Source organism: Flavobacterium rhamnosiphilum, assembly GCF_004349195.1.
GTDB classification, from domain to species: domain Bacteria; phylum Bacteroidota; class Bacteroidia; order Flavobacteriales; family Flavobacteriaceae; genus Flavobacterium; species Flavobacterium rhamnosiphilum.
This window is the reverse complement of sequence record NZ_SMLG01000007.1, coordinates 21,680-38,480: the sequence shown is the minus strand read 5'-3', so window position 1 is coordinate 38,480 and position 16,801 is coordinate 21,680. Positions and strand designations below refer to the sequence as shown.

The 16,801-nt window shown below is 34.3% G+C and carries 9 protein-coding genes; 7 read left to right on the top strand and 2 right to left on the bottom strand.

The features are described from left to right. Nucleotides 1-19 precede the first annotated feature (19 nt). Nucleotides 20-4,996 (top strand): translocation/assembly module TamB domain-containing protein, encoded by a 4,977-nt coding sequence (locus tag E0I26_RS10375; protein WP_131916411.1) that lies wholly within the window; start codon nucleotides 20-22, stop codon nucleotides 4,994-4,996. Between the two features lie 103 nt (nucleotides 4,997-5,099). Next, nucleotides 5,100-7,394 (top strand): translocation and assembly module lipoprotein TamL, encoded by a 2,295-nt coding sequence (gene tamL, locus E0I26_RS10370; RefSeq protein WP_131916410.1) that lies wholly within the window; start codon nucleotides 5,100-5,102, stop codon nucleotides 7,392-7,394. Nucleotides 7,395-7,476: 82 nt separating this feature from the next. On the opposite strand, the gene E0I26_RS10365 is transcribed toward tamL, so the two are convergent. Next, entirely contained in the window at nucleotides 7,477-9,984 is a 2,508-nt protein-coding gene (locus E0I26_RS10365) for a M14 family zinc carboxypeptidase (protein ID WP_131916409.1), read from the bottom strand. A 229-nt stretch (nucleotides 9,985-10,213) separates the two neighbouring features. On the opposite strand from E0I26_RS10365, the gene E0I26_RS10360 reads away from it, so the two are divergent. Both E0I26_RS10360 and lgt read left to right on the top strand, forming a co-directional pair. Beyond that, nucleotides 10,214-11,641: an L-serine ammonia-lyase gene (locus E0I26_RS10360; protein ID WP_131916408.1), complete on the top strand. Its 1,428-nt coding sequence runs from the start codon at nucleotides 10,214-10,216 to the stop codon at nucleotides 11,639-11,641. 231 nt (nucleotides 11,642-11,872) lie between these two features. Further along, on the top strand, nucleotides 11,873-12,703 hold the full coding sequence (gene lgt / locus E0I26_RS10355) for a prolipoprotein diacylglyceryl transferase (RefSeq protein WP_131916407.1): 831 nt from the start codon (nucleotides 11,873-11,875) through the stop codon (nucleotides 12,701-12,703). A 593-nt stretch (nucleotides 12,704-13,296) separates the two neighbouring features. On the opposite strand, the gene E0I26_RS10350 is transcribed toward lgt, so the two are convergent. Next, complete coding sequence (locus E0I26_RS10350; protein ID WP_131916406.1) at nucleotides 13,297-13,728, bottom strand: Cif family virulence factor; 432 nt, start codon at nucleotides 13,726-13,728, stop codon at nucleotides 13,297-13,299. A gap of 102 nt (nucleotides 13,729-13,830) precedes the next feature. On the opposite strand from E0I26_RS10350, the gene panB reads away from it, so the two are divergent. From panB to E0I26_RS10335, 3 genes are all read left to right on the top strand, one after another. After that, the gene (gene panB / locus E0I26_RS10345) at nucleotides 13,831-14,649 is read left to right on the top strand and encodes a 3-methyl-2-oxobutanoate hydroxymethyltransferase (RefSeq protein ID WP_131916405.1); all 819 of its coding nucleotides are present in this window, start codon (nucleotides 13,831-13,833) and stop codon (nucleotides 14,647-14,649) included. A gap of 29 nt (nucleotides 14,650-14,678) precedes the next feature. After that, nucleotides 14,679-15,368, top strand: a complete 690-nt coding sequence (locus E0I26_RS10340; protein ID WP_131916404.1) for an RluA family pseudouridine synthase — start codon at nucleotides 14,679-14,681, stop codon at nucleotides 15,366-15,368. Between the two features lie 73 nt (nucleotides 15,369-15,441). After that, nucleotides 15,442-16,782: a hypothetical protein gene (locus tag E0I26_RS10335; RefSeq protein WP_235831755.1), complete on the top strand. Its 1,341-nt coding sequence runs from the start codon at nucleotides 15,442-15,444 to the stop codon at nucleotides 16,780-16,782. Nucleotides 16,783-16,801: the final 19 nt, after the last annotated feature.

The window sequence follows — 16,801 nt, the reverse complement described above, 5'->3', positions numbered from 1 at the left end:
ACAAAAAAACACACCACATTTGAAAACATATGTAAAGAAAAGTTTAAAAATTTTCCTTTGGATAATAGGATCCATAATCCTGTTGTTCTTAATTCTGGTTGTGGTTATTCAAATTCCCTCCGTTCAGAATTATGCCAAAGAAAAAGCGGTAACTTATCTGGAAGGAAAAATCAAAACCAAAGTGAGGATTGATAGTCTCGCAATTGAATTTCCAAAAAAAGTTATTCTCGAAGGCGTTTATTTTGAAGACCAAAAAAAAGACACTCTTTTTGCTGGAGAAAAGCTGGCTGCTGATATCAGTCTGTTTCAATTGATAAACAATAAAATAGAAATCAACTCTTTAGAATTAGTAGGGATTTCAGCCAAATTAAATAGAGATTCCAAAGCCGTTTTTAATTTTGATTATATCATAAAAGCATTTGCTTCGCCAGAGAAACAAAAGGGTGATTCGCCACCCATGCAGTTTTCTGTAGCAGAAATAATGCTCGACCGCATCCAGTTTAAGTATACCGATGCCGTTACAAAAAATGATATTTATGCCAATCTAAAACATTTTGAAACGAAAATTAAAACTTTCGATTTAGATGAAATGAACTTTGAAATCCCGAAAGCAAAAATCAATGGATTACAATTTAAGTTAAAGCAAGGTTTGGTTCAAATATCCAATGCGACCAAAGTGGCAGCGATAAAAAACGAACCGGAATCCATCTTAAAATTAAAATTAGGTGAAATTGATTTGGCAAAAATTGATTTCGATTATAAAAGTGAGGAAACCAAGCTATCCACTAATTTTTATTTGAAAAAACTGCTCGCTAAAATTGATAAAATTGACCTTAACAATCAATTCGCAATTATTGAAAGCCTTGATTTAACGGGTGTGGAAGGTGCTTTGACTTTTGATAAATTAGATAAAATCAGACCTAAAAAAGAAGCTGCAAATGACGAATCGAACAACTGGGAAGTCAAAATAAATAAAACGGAATTCAAGCGAGTAAATTTTCGTTATGACAATAATACTATTGCAACAGTTCAAAAAGGAATCGATTACAACCATTTGAATCTTACCAATTTAAACTTACAAGTGGATTTACTGAATTACAATCCCGAAAACATTTCAGGAGTTGCAAATTCATTAACCGTTAAAGACAAAAGCGGTTTGAACATTCAATCCTTTAATGCGGAATTTTTCTACGGCAAAAAGAATGCTTTTCTTAAAAAATTATATTTAAAAACACCTCAAACGGAACTGAAAGATGAAATTAAAATTGGCTATCCTTCCATTACATCTTTAGCCAAAAATCCTGGTGAATTAGGACTTATTGCCCATTTGAAAAAAAGCAAATTGGGGATTAAAGATATTATGCTTTTTGCTCCAACGCTAGTCAATGTAAATCCGTTTATGAGCAATCCAAATGCGATATTGCTAGTCAATGGAACTGTAAAAGGAAAATTAAAGAACATTGAATTCCCATCTATTGAGATCAGCGGTATTGGAACTACAAAAGTAGCGACAAGTGGCAGAATCATAGGTTTACCAGATGTAAACAAAGCCTATTTTGATTTGAATATTAAAGATTTACAATCCGGTTCGAAAGATTTTGTTGGCTTTTTGCCCAAAGGAACAATTCCAAATTCGATTCAGTTGCCGTCAAAATTCAGCGCCAAAGGAATTTTTAAAGGTACCATTGCTAATTTCAATACCAATATGAATATCGTAAGTAGTTTTGGAAATGCAAAAATCAAAGCTACATTCGACCAAAGCAGAAAAAATTACGAGAAATACGATGCCCAAACGGAACTTACTAATTTTGATTTAGGGAAATTTATCAAAAACGACTCCATTGGAAAAGTAACTTTAAAAGCCAATATAAAAGGAACAGGATTTGATCCAAAAACAGCAACTGCATCTTTAAACGGAACTATTCTAAAAGCATATTATAATAAATATACGTACCAAAATGTAGCCGTAAAAGGAACTATTCGCAACGGAAATTTCAATGCAACTGCTTTGGCAAAAGATCCTAATCTAACTTTTGATTTGGTGAGCAGCGGCAATTTTAAAGACAAATATCCTACCGGAAAATTAAAACTGAATGTGGATATCGCTGATTTGGAAAAACTAAATCTGCACGCTGGCCCATTAAAAATAAGAGGCGTTGTAGATGCTGATATTCAGTCGGTAAATCTTGATTACCTCAACGGAACGGTACATGCGCACAACATTACCATAGTCAATGCAAAAGAAGAATTTGTAATTGATTCCATTAGCGCAGTGGCAACATCCACCTCTGAAAAGAATACATTCGTATTGAAATCACCGTTTTTGGATGTAGACGCCAATGGAAAATACAAGTTGTCAAAAATAGGGACTGCTTTATCAAATTCTATTGCAAAGTATTATGACAGCAAACCAAATTCCAGAAAAACAGCAGTTGAGAAACAAGAATTTGTTTTTAAAATTGGCGTAAAAGACAGTCCAATTCTATTAAAACTTATTCCTGAATTGAAAAGTCTGGAACCTATCAATATACAAGGACGATACAACTCTGTTAACGATTCTATTGTTTTGAATGGTACAATTCCAAAATTAGTTTATGGAGAAAACACCATTACAAACGCTGTTCTTAAAGTGGATACCAAAGACAATTCACTTGTTTACAGTTTTGTTGTTGATGATATTCAAAACAAACAAATTCAATTGCCTCACACCAATATTTCGGGAAAAGTGCAAAATAACATCGTAGATTATACCTTGCAATTAAAAGATTTAAAAGACAAAGAAAGATACTTAATTACAGGAACATTAAAAGCAACAAACGGAAACAACGAAATAAACCTTGATCCAAATAATTTGTTACTGAACTATGAATCTTGGAAAATAACACAAGACAATTTAATTCGCTTTGGCAAAAAAGGAATTTATGCTGATAATTTCGAATTGAGTAAAGACGGAAGTAAAATCCTGATACAATCACAATCTCAGGAAGCAAATGCACCAATCGCAATTGATTTCAAAGATTTTGACATAAAAACCATTACCAGTATCGTTGAGAAAGATGATTTACAAATGAGTGGTAAAATCAATGGAAATGCATTGGTCAAAAATCTAAATACTACTCCGTTTTTCACTTCGGATTTGAATATTGAGAATTTTACTTTCAAAAAAGACACAATCGGAAACATCAGTATCAAAGTAAACAATGCTATTGCCAATCGATATGATGCCGTAATCGCAATTACAGGCCAAGGAAATCAAGTCAATTTAGAAGGAAATTATAAGACTACTGACAGCAGTTTTGACATGAATCTCGACATTGATAAACTGAACCTAAAAAGCATTCAGGGCTTTACATTGGATAACATTACTGAAAGCACAGGATTCTTGACAGGGAATTTTAAAATAACAGGAAATACAAACCAGCCCAACGTAATTGGAGAATTACAGTTCAATGAAATAGGTTTCAAAGTGAAGCAACTCAATGCAAAATTCAAGTCTTTAAACGATAAAATTGTATTTACACCCAATGCTATTCTTTTCGATAATTTTATTATTAAGGATGAAAAAGACAATGATTTAGCCATCAACGGAAAGATTGACAGTGCCAATTTCAGCAATTTTGGTTTTGATTTAGCCATCGATGCTGATAATTTCAAAGCAGTCAATTCTAAGGCAAAAGACAATGATTTGTATTATGGTGAATTGTACTTGGACAATCATTTGCAACTATCCGGAAATTTTGATAATCCCGTTGTTGAAGGAAATATCAAAATTAATAAAGACACTAAGTTCACTATTGTTCTACCACAATCGGATCCATCAATTGCCGACAGAGAAGGAATTGTAGAATTCATTGACCAAGACAATCCAAAATTAGTAGAGACCGTTGTCATGGATGAATTGAATAGTGAAATGGACATCAAAGGAATCAATGCTTCGGTAAATATTGAGATTGATAAAGATGCCGAAATATCGATTGTGATTGATAAAGCCAACGGAGATTTCTTAAAATTAAAAGGAGAAGCGCAATTGAACGGCGGTATTGATCCATCAGGAAAAACGACTTTGACCGGAAGATATGAATTATCCGAAGGGAGTTATGAAATGAATTTTAATGCTATCAAAAGAAAATTCGACATCAAAAAAGGAAGTTATATCCTGTGGACTGGAGAGCCTACAACTGCTGATATCAATATCACCGCAGTTTACAAAACAGAAGCTGCTCCAATTGATTTGATAAATGACCAATTAGGAGATGTCACTGCCGAAGTGAGAAACACCTACAAACAAAAAATTCCTTTTGAAACCGAATTGAAAATGAATGGTGAATTAATGAAGCCAAACATTGCTTTTGATATCATTTTGCCTGAGGGAAACAATAGTGTTTCAACAGAAATTATCAATGCTACACAAGCTAAATTGACTCAACTGCGTCAGCAACCGGATGAATTGAACAAACAGGTTTTTGCCTTACTGCTGCTGAATCGTTTTATTGGAGAAAATCCATTTGCCAGTGAAACCGGAGGAACAAGCGTTTCGTCACTAGCAAGAGAAAGTGCCAGTAAAATTTTGTCGCAACAACTTAATAATTTGGCGGGTGATTTAATTGAAGGTGTAGAGCTCAATTTCGATTTGAATACTTCTGATGATTATACAACCGGTCAACGAGAAAATAAAACCGATTTGAGCGTAGGAATTTCAAAAAAATTATTGAATGACCGATTGAAAGTCACTGTAGGAAGTAGTTTTGGAATTGAAGGACCACAACAAGTGAATCAAAATGCCAATAATATTGCTGGTGATGTTTCCATAGATTACCAACTTTCAAAAGATGGAAGGTATAAAATAAGGGCATATCGCATAAATAAATATCAAGTAGCACTTCAAGGTGAAGTTGTGGAGACCGGAATTGCTTTTATTATCACTATGGATTACAATAAATTCAGTGAATTATTTCGCAAAAGTGAAGCGAAAAAAGCAAGGCAAAAAAATAAATAAAAGTTTTTACACCATTAAGAAATTAAGAAAATAGACCAATCGATTTTCCTTAATGAAACTTAATTTCTTAATGGTTTAATTTTTTTTAATAAATAATAAATTGATGAACAAGAGCCATTTACTATATTTTCTTTTTTTAGGATTGTTCGCTTCCTCCTGCAGCAATACCCGGTTTTTGCCCGAAGGTGAACTCCTGTATACGGGTGCAAAAGTAACCGTGGAAGGAAAAGAAGTCTCTAAAAAAGAAAAAAAAGCATTAAAAACGGCATTAAAAGAAGTAGTTAGACCAAAACCTAATTCCTCAATTTTGGGATTAAGACCTAAACTGTACATCTACAATTTGGCTGGGACGCCAAAGAAAGAAAAAGGATGGCGCCATTGGTTGAGAACCAAAGTAGGCGAAGCACCCGTTTTATACAGTCAAGTAGATTTGGAATACAACAAAAGTGTTTTGCAAAATTTTGCCGAAAACAGTGGCTATTTCAACACAAAAACATCGGCAGATTCAACCCGTCATGGTAAAAAAGCAACCGCAGAATATAGTGTAAAACCCGGAAAACAATATAAAATTAAAGAAGTAAAATTCCCTACGGATTCCTCTATAATTTCGACTGCAGTTCGCAATACCCGACGAAGAAGTCTGTTAAAAAAAGAAGAAGGCTACAGTCTTGATGCCATCAAAGAAGAAAGAGTTCGCATTGGCGCCAGACTAAAGGAAAAAGGATTCTTCTATTTTAATCCTGATTATCTTAAAGTACAAGTGGATACAACTGTTGCAGACCATCAGGTGGATCTTATTGTAAAAGTAAAGGACGAAGCTCCAAAACTGGCAGAGACACCATACAAAATCAATAAAATTATCGTTTATCCAAACTATTCGATTGGTTCTGACAGTGTGAAAACCAATATGGATTCCATCCAAAAATACAATGACTTAACCATTATTGATCCGGAGAATTTATTCAAACCCCGCATTTTTGATCGAGCGCTGTATTTCAAAAAAGACGATTTATACAACCGTACCAATCATAATTTATCCTTGAATCGATTAGTAAATCTTGGGACTTTCAAATTCGTTAAAAATCAATTCAGGGTTTCTGATACGACTGGAAATTATCTGGATGCGTATTATTATCTGACACCATTACCAAAAAAATCAATACGACTGGAATTATTAGCCAAAACAAACTCCGCTAATTATACAGGAACGGAACTCAATTTAAACTGGAGCAATCGAAATACTTTTAGAGGTGCTGAATTGCTTACCATTTCTGCTTTTGGCGGTGTTGAAGTACAAGTTTCCGGTCAGAATAATGGGTTTAATGTTTATAGAGTCGGTACCGAAGCCAATTTAGTTTGGCCAAGATTAGTCGCGCCTTTTAAACTAAATTCTCCAAGCGGTTTTGTTCCAAAAACGAAGGCAACGTTAGGATATGAATTTCAAAACAGAACCAAATTATATTCCCTGCAAACCTTCAAAGGTTCGTTTGGTTATTTATGGAAAGAAAATGAACGAAAAGAACATTTATTGAATGTTACTGAGATTACGTATGCCAGTCCGCAAAATGTTACTGCTTTGTACCAAGAACAAATCGATGCAAATGAATCCTTGGGAAAAGTAATTGAAAAGCAATTGATTTTTGGCCCAACCTATTCCTATACCTACACAAACACACTACAAAAAAGAAAGAAAAACACCTTTTACTACAAAGGAACTATCGACTTGGCTGGAAACATTGCAGGATTAGTTTCAGGAGCGAATGTTCAAAAAGGCGATACCATTAAATTATTTGATGTTCCGTTTAGTCAATTTGTCAAAATAGAGAATGATTTCAGACATTATTATAAGTTCAGTCCAGATTCTCAACTGGCCAGCCGAATTATTGTAGGCGCTGGATATGCTTACGGAAACTCAGCTGAAATGCCATTTATAAAGCAATTTTTCATTGGTGGAACCAATAGTTTAAGAGCCTTTAGAGCACGTTCTATAGGTCCGGGAAGTTTTGATGGCGCATCAACGAATACGAATACTTTTTTACCCGATCAATCCGGTGATATAAAATTGGAATTTAATACTGAATACCGAGCTAAAATTTACGGATTGGTCAAAGGCGCTTTGTTTATAGATGCCGGAAACATCTGGTTGTTAAATGAAAATCCTGATAAACCCGGAGCCAAATTTTCAAAAAAATTCCTGAATGAAATAGCCGTTGGAGCCGGAGCCGGATTGCGTTTCGATTTCTCGTTTCTGATTCTTAGAACGGATTTCGCCTTCCCTATTCGGAAACCGTATTTACCCGATGGCGATCGTTGGGTTTTAGATCAAATCAATTTTGGAAGTGGCACTTGGCGAAAAGAAAATTTGATTTTCAACTTGGCTATTGGTTACCCTTTTTAAAAATTATAAGATCTGGATAAATAACAAAGAGCACGATGATTTTCGTGCTCTTTTTGTATAAAAGGTATTCGTATTTTATTATTTAATCCACCAAAAATAATGCGTTGCTGAACAATAGATTTCCGTTTTCCCAGAAACCTCTAAACAATGGATTATCTACCATATAAATTACTTCGCCATTCTCTTTTTTATCCACTGCAAAACTTACCGTATTATTCAATTTCTTTTTGATTTCATTACCAACAAAACCATAACTTTTATAATCTTTGGGCACGTAAACAACATTTGTCGCTTTTTTCAATAATGAATAATGTCTGTCATCCGTTTTCAGACTGAAATATTTATCTCCTAAACCAAAAGACATCGGGTGCGTTTTATTCAACAGATTCTCAATGATAGCACCAGGAATCGATTTAGAAATATACCTGCGTTCCGTTTCCTGAAAATCTAAAAATCGCTCTTTTAATTCATTTTCCGAAGCTTCTTTTTCAGAACTAAGTTTGTCTTCATCGGTAGCAAAAGGGCTCAAAGCATATCCTTCCTTTCCTTCAAATAAACTAAGGGCACTATTCATGGCAATCACTTTTCCACCATTTTTCACCCATTCTGCGATTTGTTTTTGTTGATCCTCCGAGAAATTGTAATACCCATCAGGTAATATCAATGTGTTGTAATTGTATAATTTTATCCTTTTAAAATTATCCGCATCCACAACACTTACAGGATATCCAACCGTTTCTTCCAGATAATACCAAACAGAACCAAATTCAGTAGAACCAACTCCTTTTCCTGACAATAAAACAATTTTAGGAGCTTTCAATAAATTAAAATTTTCACCACCAACATCCTTAGAATTTGAAGAAAAACCAGTTAAGATATAATTAAAATCTGTTTTTATTTTCACGAGTTCAGTAATCGTTTTTTCAAAGTCAACTACTTTAGGATTATCCGTTTTGGTAACCAGCAAACCTCCTGGGTCAACAGTTGTATCACCAAAAACGGCTTTTTTCATCGCTGATCTAACTTTAATATTATTTTGGTGCAACAAAGACAAAACCTGAGCTGAGATTCTGTTATTCCACGGAATATGAAACGCATATACATTTTGAGGAATCGTTTTTTCCTTCGCCTCAATTGACGCTTTTGTTTTGATGGTCAAACTATTTTTCAGCGCATAACCTTCAACTCCATACGCCAAAGGCAATGCCCAAGAGGTAATATCGTACGATAAACTGTCATTCAATTTTTGATTCGGTTCAAAAAGCACTTGCGCAAAAACGGCTTTTTGTTGGTCTACTTTTACAATTAAATCATTGGGTTCAATCGTAAAACCTTTCTCTGTTTTTGTATTGTAATTGAATCCGGACGCTTTTTGACTGGCATCGGCATAACTGAATTCTACGTTATTTTTTTTCAACAAATCCGCCATTTGAACTAATTTCGGATTGTTTTTCATCACATACATTTTATAATTTCCCTTAACAGTTTTTCGGGAATTATTCATAAAACCTCTGAATCCTTTCAGTAAAACATCCGCTTGAGATGCCGCCGATTCCACAACCGTCAAAACTGCCGTTGCATGATGCGTTAATCGGTCTTTTATAGTCAAATTGATCCCGTTACTCATCACAACTTCTCTTCCTGCTCCAATTCCCCCTTGTTCCAATGTCATTCCTACTGCTCCGTTGTAAGTAGGATACGTATCGCCATAACTTGGATAAAACAAATCAAAACGTTCACCGGTATTGTACATCCAGTTTTGCGCATCGAATTTTTTAGAAATATTTTTACCTAAAGTGTAATGAAAATCTTTCTGGTATTTCTCAATATATTCATGCAAAGGTTCCGCTGATGGTGGAAAGAAATACGGAGAATCATACCCCATTTCGTGTACATCCGTATGTACTTGTGGCATCCATTGGTTGTACAATGCAATACGCTGTTGGGTTTCCGGTTGCGTTTGCCAAGCCCAATCCCTATTTAAATCAAACATATAATGGTTGAATCTGCCACCCGGCCAAACTTCCATGTGCTCTCTGTCTGATAATTCCGGATGCGTTTTTTTACCTGAAATTTCTCTTAACCAATTCCCGTATCTGGAATATCCATCTGGATTAATGCATGGATCAAGGATTACAATGGTATTCTCTAACCACTTTTTAGTTTCAGCATTCGAAGGATTTACTAATTCATAAGCTACGGTCATAGCACTTTCGGTTCCGGCAAATTCATTTCCGTGAACATTAAAACTCAGCCATACAATTAACTTATCGCCAATCATTTGGAATTTATTCTCGGATAAACCAATAGCTGCTAAATTGTTGTTTCTAATTTGTTCCAAATTAGCCAAATTCCCCGGGCTGGAAATAAAATACACATTCAAATCCCTTTGTTCCGAAGTAACTCCGTATTTCTGGTGTTTGATGAAAGTGGACTTTTCCGTAAGATGCTTGAAATAATTTTCAGCCTGATGATAATAGCTTATTTGTTTTCCGTAATTGGGTAAAAACTGGGAAGGGCTTTGCACTTGCGAATGAACACTCAGCACCAAAGTTAGCATTAGATAAAAAGAAAAAACGGTCTTTTTCATATTGTTTTGGGTTAGTTATGCTTCAAAAATAGCCTTTTACGAAGTATTGCACAAGCTAAATTTTGGATTAATGAAATATTGATTTCACCAAAATCCTTGTTTCTATTAATTCTTTTTTTGTCGAAGAAGAATAACATTATTCAGTATTAAAAAACAATATTATTCTGTTTTGGATTAGTATCATTGCTACATTCTATTATATTTGCAGACAACAAAATTTACACTACAGATGGAAGAATGTATCTCAGTTTTTGACATGCTAAAAATTGGTGTCGGACCTTCGAGTTCGCACACGCTTGGACCTTGGAGAGCTGCCGAACGCTTTCTTGGCGAATTGAGAAACGAAAATTTAATTCATGCTGTAAACAGGGTAAAAATAGATTTATACGGTTCCCTTTCCTTAACTGGAAAAGGACACGCCACGGATTTAGCCGTAATGCTGGGTTTAAGCGGACAAGATCCGGAATACATTCCCGTAGAAAATATTGATGTAATTATCAAATCCATTGAATCCAAAAACGAAATCAATTTAGGAAACGAAAAAACTATCCCTTTTTATTTCCTCCAAGACATCGTTTTCAATAAAAACTTCCTTCCTTTTCATGCCAATGGAATGACTTTTACGGCCTATATGACTGATGACAGCGAATACGTCTCCACCTTTTATTCTATTGGTGGCGGATTTGTAGTCAAAGAAGAACGCATCAATGCCAAAAAGAAAATCCAGATAAAATGTGCTTTTCCTTATCCAATTGAGAAAGCGGCAGAACTATTGGATTATTGTAAAAAAGAGAACAAATCCATATCGGAAATCGTTTATGAAAACGAAAAATCGATGCGTACCGAAGCAGTTATCGATCATGAATTGATGCGCATTTGGAAAACGATGCTCGAATGCATGTATATCGGTTGTCATTCCGAAGGGATTCTGCCCGGAGGATTAAACGTGCGCCGTCGTGCTTTTGACATGCACCAAAAATTAATCGGTTTATCCAATTATAATTCACCACAAACTTGGTTAGACCAAATTAGATTAACCGAAGTAAAATTTCGTCAAATCCTGAAATGGGTTTCTTGTTTTGCCCTTGCGGTAAATGAAGTAAACGCTGCTTTAGGACGTGTAGTTACGGCTCCAACAAATGGAAGCGCGGGCGTGATTCCAGCTGTTTTGATGTATTATTTAGTAATTGAAAACCACAATGCCGGAGAAAAGGAAATCAAACAATTCCTGATGGTTGCCGGAGAAATAGGCAGTATTTTCAAAAAAGGTTCTACAATATCCGCAGCAATGGGTGGTTGTCAGGCCGAAATAGGCGTTTCTTCCTCAATGGCTGCTGCCGCTTTATGCGAATTAATGGGCGGAACTCCCGAACAGGTTTTAATGGCTGCCGAAATTGCTATGGAACATCATTTAGGATTGACTTGTGATCCTATTGGCGGTTTGGTTCAGATTCCGTGTATTGAAAGAAATACGATGGGCGCCATAAAAGCGATTAATGCCGCTGAATTAGCCCTGGAAACCGACCCTAAAAATGCTAAAGTACCTTTAGACAAAGTGGTGGACACGATGTGGCAAACTGCCAAAGACATGAACAACAAATACAAAGAAACTTCTGAGGGCGGATTAGCTATTGCCGTGAATATGGCGGATTGTTAAATTTTTTTATTTTAAAATCGCTGTTTTTGTAGGGATAAAATGATATATTTGGTTTAATGAAAATCTTTTTTATTCAAAAATAAAATTGATAATGCAAAAAATCGGGATGCTTTTTGTCTGTTTTTTAAGATATAAAAAACTATAAATCAATGATTAGTTGAATTTTAATTTTTAACCATACCTGTATTTATCAATTGTGTGCTATACTATCAAAAATCGTAAATAGAAAAAATGAATACAATAATTAATTGGAATGTTGACTCTGAGATTTTTTGGATCGCTAATAGTTTTCCTGTAAAATATTACGGTTTACTTTTTGCCTGTGGATTACTTCTAGGATTTTATATTGTTAAACGCATTTATATTAAAGAAGATATCCCTGTTCAAGATTTAGACAACCTTTTAGTCTATATTGTATTTGGAACTCTTTTAGGCGCAAGACTTGGACATTGTTTTTTTTATGAGCCTGCATATTTCTTAAAAAACCCAATAGAAATACTTTTACCAATCAAAAAAATTGGCGAAACATATAAATTTATTGGATACGCTGGTTTAGCAAGTCACGGAGGAACAATTGGAGTGTTTATTGCAATACTAATGTATTGCAAAAAGTTCAAAGTAAATATGCTATGGATATTGGACCGAATTGCAATTGGAGTTCCAGTAACGGCCGCATTTATAAGATTTGGAAATTTTATGAATTCTGAAATCTATGGAAAACCAACAAATGGAAATTGGGGTGTAGTTTTTCAAAAAGATGATTTTATTCCTAGACATCCAACGCAACTTTACGAAGCATTTTCATACTTATTAATTTTTACAATTCTATTTGTTATTTACAAATCGAAAATTGCAGCAAAAAATAATGGAATACTATTTGGTATTTTTCTAACATTATTGTTTTTAGCGCGATTTATAATTGAATTCTTTAAAGAAAATCAGGTCGATTTTGAAAATGGAATGACATTGAATATGGGGCAAATGTTAAGTATTCCATTTATTATAATTGGATTGATGATTATCATATGGAAAACAAGTACAGCATACAAGGATTTTGCATGATTGCGGTTTAGGTCTGAAAATTAAAGATAAAATTCGGTTTATTAATAACAAATTATTGCCCTAGTTTTGAACCAAACTTTGCTAAATATCAGAAATAACCCGTTGAGTCTAATTATTCAAAACGTCAGTTCGAGTGTTTTTTGTGTAGTAAAACGGAACAAAAAATGTATCGAGAACCGTTTTTAATTCCAAATTTTCTTGTTCTCGATACGATTTTCTAACGAAAATCACTCGAACTGACGAAAATTATAATTAAAAACTAATTACACCCAACGGGTTAGAAATAGTTCTTTTATTTACATAACCTAAAATTAAAACACTGATAATCTAAAATTCAACTATTTATAGTAGATTTAATCTATATTCTTAAATCAAAATCGATGGAAATCAATTGGGTAATAGTTGGCATAGTAGTCTTTTGTATGATAATTTTGATCGTATTTCTTATTAGAAAAAATCAAAAGGAGAAAAAAAAATACACCCATTTTTTAAACAATGATTACAAAAAAGCAAATGAGGAAGAGTCAGACTTGAATGACGACACGTATTAATTTGTATTGTTAAATTCTTTTGAAAGCCCATTGACATCAAAACTACTTTCTTCGGGTATCAATAAGATGAACGATTTTCCAAACGTTATCTTTTTTGAAAAGTGTAAAAGCATTCACTCCTTTATGACTTAATTTTCCATTTAGATAAAACTCATAAGGTGTCCAAGCGTGCGCCATGCTTCCATCGACTTGAATGGAGTAACTCAGAATTTTTTCCTGAAACTTTAATTCGGCAGGAATAGAAGCTATCGATTTAAAAAATACTTGTGGTTTTTCATTGGATAATTTATTGCCTTTGGTACTCTCAGTAATGGATTGTAAAATCATTGTATCCTCACAAAGAGCCTGTAATTTCAAAGTATCCTTGGCATGAAAAGCCTCAAAAAAAAATTCAACCACTTTTTGAATTTCTTGATTTTGAGCCTGAGAATTAGCGGATATAAATAACACAAAAATCAATAAAAATTTCTTCATCGTTTCTTAGTTTAATTAATTGGTTCTACAAATAACATTACTGTTACATTTTTGAGTTAAAAATATACATTTTATTACCTTTACAATCTTAAAACAACAAATATGTCTGTCGCAAAAAAAGATTATAAAAGGATTACTACAAAATCACTGATTGAGATGAAAGCCAATGGAGAGAAAATTTCCATGCTTACCGCATACGATTACACCATGGCAAAAATCGTTGATACCGCTGGAATTGATGTCATTTTAGTAGGTGACTCTGCTTCGAATGTAATGGCCGGTCATGAAACAACTTTGCCTATTACATTGGACCAAATGATTTATCACGCATCATCTGTGGTGAGAGCAATCGAAAGAGCGTTGGTTGTTGTAGATTTACCTTTTGGAAGTTACCAATCAGATCCTAAAGAAGCATTGCGTTCTGCCATTCGAATCATGAAAGAAAGTGGTGGTCATGCCGTAAAACTGGAAGGTGGTAAAGAAATTAAAGATTCTATCAAGAAAATATTAAACGCAGGAATTCCAGTTATGGGACATTTGGGTTTAACGCCACAATCTATTTATAAATTTGGAACCTATACGGTTCGTGCCAAAGAGGAAGAAGAAGCACATAAGCTAATAGAAGATGCTAAATTGCTGGAAAGATTGGGTTGTTTCGGATTAGTATTAGAAAAAATTCCTGCTCATTTAGCTGAGAAAGTGGCCCAAAGTATTTCGATTCCAGTAATTGGGATTGGTGCAGGTGGCGGTGTTGACGGACAAGTTTTGGTGATTCACGACATGTTAGGAATGAACAATGAATTTAGCCCGCGTTTCTTGAGAAGATACATGAATTTATACGAAGGAATGACAACTGCCATTGGTCAGTATGTTGCCGATGTGAAATCAAGTGATTTCCCTAATTCCAGCGAACAATATTAAGTCCCTAAACCCCAAAGGGGAATTGAAAAATGAAAATAGTTTCCAATAAAAATAACCTTCAAGTTCTTCACGAAGACAATCATCTTATTGTGGTAAACAAGCGTGTAGGCGATATTGTGCAAGGCGATAAAACCGGCGATAAACCATTATCTGATGTGGTGAAAGAATACATCAAAGACAAATACAACAAACCCGGAGAAGTTTTTCTGGGTGTGGTACATCGTTTGGACCGACCAACAACCGGAATAGTCGTTTTTGCCCGAACCAGTAAAGCGTTGACGAGAATGAATGAATTATTCAGCAATCGTGAAACTCAAAAAACGTATTGGTGTATTGTCAAAAACAAACCTTCGAATCCAACAGATAAATTAGTTCATTTCCTGAAAAGGAACGAAAAAAATAATACTTCAAAAGCGCATTTAAAAGAAGTTCCTGACAGCAAATTAGCCAGTTTAGATTATAAAATAATCAAAGAACTCAACAATTATTTCGCTTTGGAAATTAATCTTCATACGGGAAGACACCATCAAATCAGGGCTCAACTTTCGGCTATTGGTTCACCGATAAAAGGCGATTTAAAATATGGTTTTGACCGTAGCAATCCTGATGGAGGAATCCATTTGCATGCCCGAAAATTAGTTTTCACACATCCAGTTTCCAAAGAAAATATAGAAATCATCGCGCCAACACCGGATGATGTGATTTGGAATGCTATTTAATACTAAAAAACAGTATTTTTACTTTTATTCATTCCATAAACCCAACATTAAACATTCACAAAAACCAAATTTTATGAAAAAACAATACCTGATTTTTTGCTTCATTTCTTTTTTGAATATGGCTGCTCAAGACCATTTTTCAGGAGTAAACATGTCTAACAGAGTCGGATTACTTAATGCCAGTATCAATCCGGCAGAACTATCCAATTTAAGTTCTAAATATGAAGTAAATCTTTTTTCAACGAGTATAAATGTTGCCAACGATAAAATAGGTTTTAGTGATATCGTTAACGGAGAAAATATCGAAGATTTATTATTTAAAGGAAATGATCCTGTAAACATGCGTGTAGATGCTGAAATTTATGGTCCTGGTTTTGCCATGAGATTGGATAAATGGGCATTTGGCATTACAACAAAAGCAACTGCAAAATTAAATCTTATTGATATAGATCCAAAACTTGCTGATGCGATTAATTCCGATAACATTGTTGGTTCTTCAACGATAAGTAATGATTATAATCAGCGTTTAAACGGAACAAGCTGGGGAGAAGTAGGATTCTCATTAGCAAGAAACCTATTCGAAAATGAAACCCATAAATTCAATGCCGGTGCCACATTAAAATTACTATTCCCAGGTTCTTACACGAATTTAGGGGTAGATAAATTTCAAGGAACCATCAACAATATTGCTGCCGAAGCCTATCTAAATAATACCCAGGCAAATATCAACATTGCTTATTCAGGAAACTTTAAAGATGGTTTTACTGATTTTAGTAATTATTCAGAATCTGTTTTTGGAAAAATAAACGGAGTTGCCGCTGATTTTGGCGTAAATTATCTATGGAAAGACAAAGACAGTTACAAAATAAAAGCAGGTTTAGCAGTACGAAATATTGGAGGAATGACTTTTGAGGATGAAGCAAACTCATCCACGGATTATGCCTTAAATATACAATCGACACCAGCAAATCCAAATGGTTTGGCTTTAAGCCAATTTCAAGATGCCAAAAATTTACAAGAAGTAGAAACCATTTTACAAAACGATGGCTATTTAACTAAAACGGAATCCAGTAAAAGTTTCAAAGTAAACCTGCCTGCTGTTTTCTCCGCTTATGCAGATATAAAAGTAGTTCCTAAATTTTTTGTGGCACTTTATACCCAACAAAAACTAGGAGATGATACTAAAGATAATCAAATAACAACTCAAAATGTAGTTTCTGTTACGCCACGATTTTCATTAAAAAACTTTGAGGTTTATTCTTCATGGGCCAGTAATGAGATTTCAGGTACAACTGGTGGATTAGGATTTAGAGTGTATGGTTTTTATATGGGATCCAGTTCTGTAGTAACCGCTTTAACAAGCGACACAAAACAAGCTGATTTTTATATAGGATACAGACTTGGGTTAAAATAACGGTTCTACAAATTTTAAA

Excerpts from the sequence above, each read along its gene's own strand:
- panB (WP_131916405.1), top strand. The coding sequence starts at position 13,831 with ATGTCTGTCGCAAAAAAAGATTATAAAAGGATTACTACAAAATCACTG.
- E0I26_RS10365 (WP_131916409.1), bottom strand. The coding sequence starts at position 9,984 with ATGAAAAAGACCGTTTTTTCTTTTTATCTAATGCTAACTTTGGTGCTG.
- E0I26_RS10360 (WP_131916408.1), top strand. The coding sequence starts at position 10,214 with ATGGAAGAATGTATCTCAGTTTTTGACATGCTAAAAATTGGTGTCGGA.
- E0I26_RS10335 (WP_235831755.1), top strand. The coding sequence starts at position 15,442 with ATGAAAAAACAATACCTGATTTTTTGCTTCATTTCTTTTTTGAATATG.
- E0I26_RS10340 (WP_131916404.1), top strand. The coding sequence starts at position 14,679 with ATGAAAATAGTTTCCAATAAAAATAACCTTCAAGTTCTTCACGAAGAC.
- E0I26_RS10350 (WP_131916406.1), bottom strand. The coding sequence starts at position 13,728 with ATGAAGAAATTTTTATTGATTTTTGTGTTATTTATATCCGCTAATTCT.
- tamL (WP_131916410.1), top strand. The coding sequence starts at position 5,100 with ATGAACAAGAGCCATTTACTATATTTTCTTTTTTTAGGATTGTTCGCT.
- lgt (WP_131916407.1), top strand. The coding sequence starts at position 11,873 with ATGAATACAATAATTAATTGGAATGTTGACTCTGAGATTTTTTGGATC.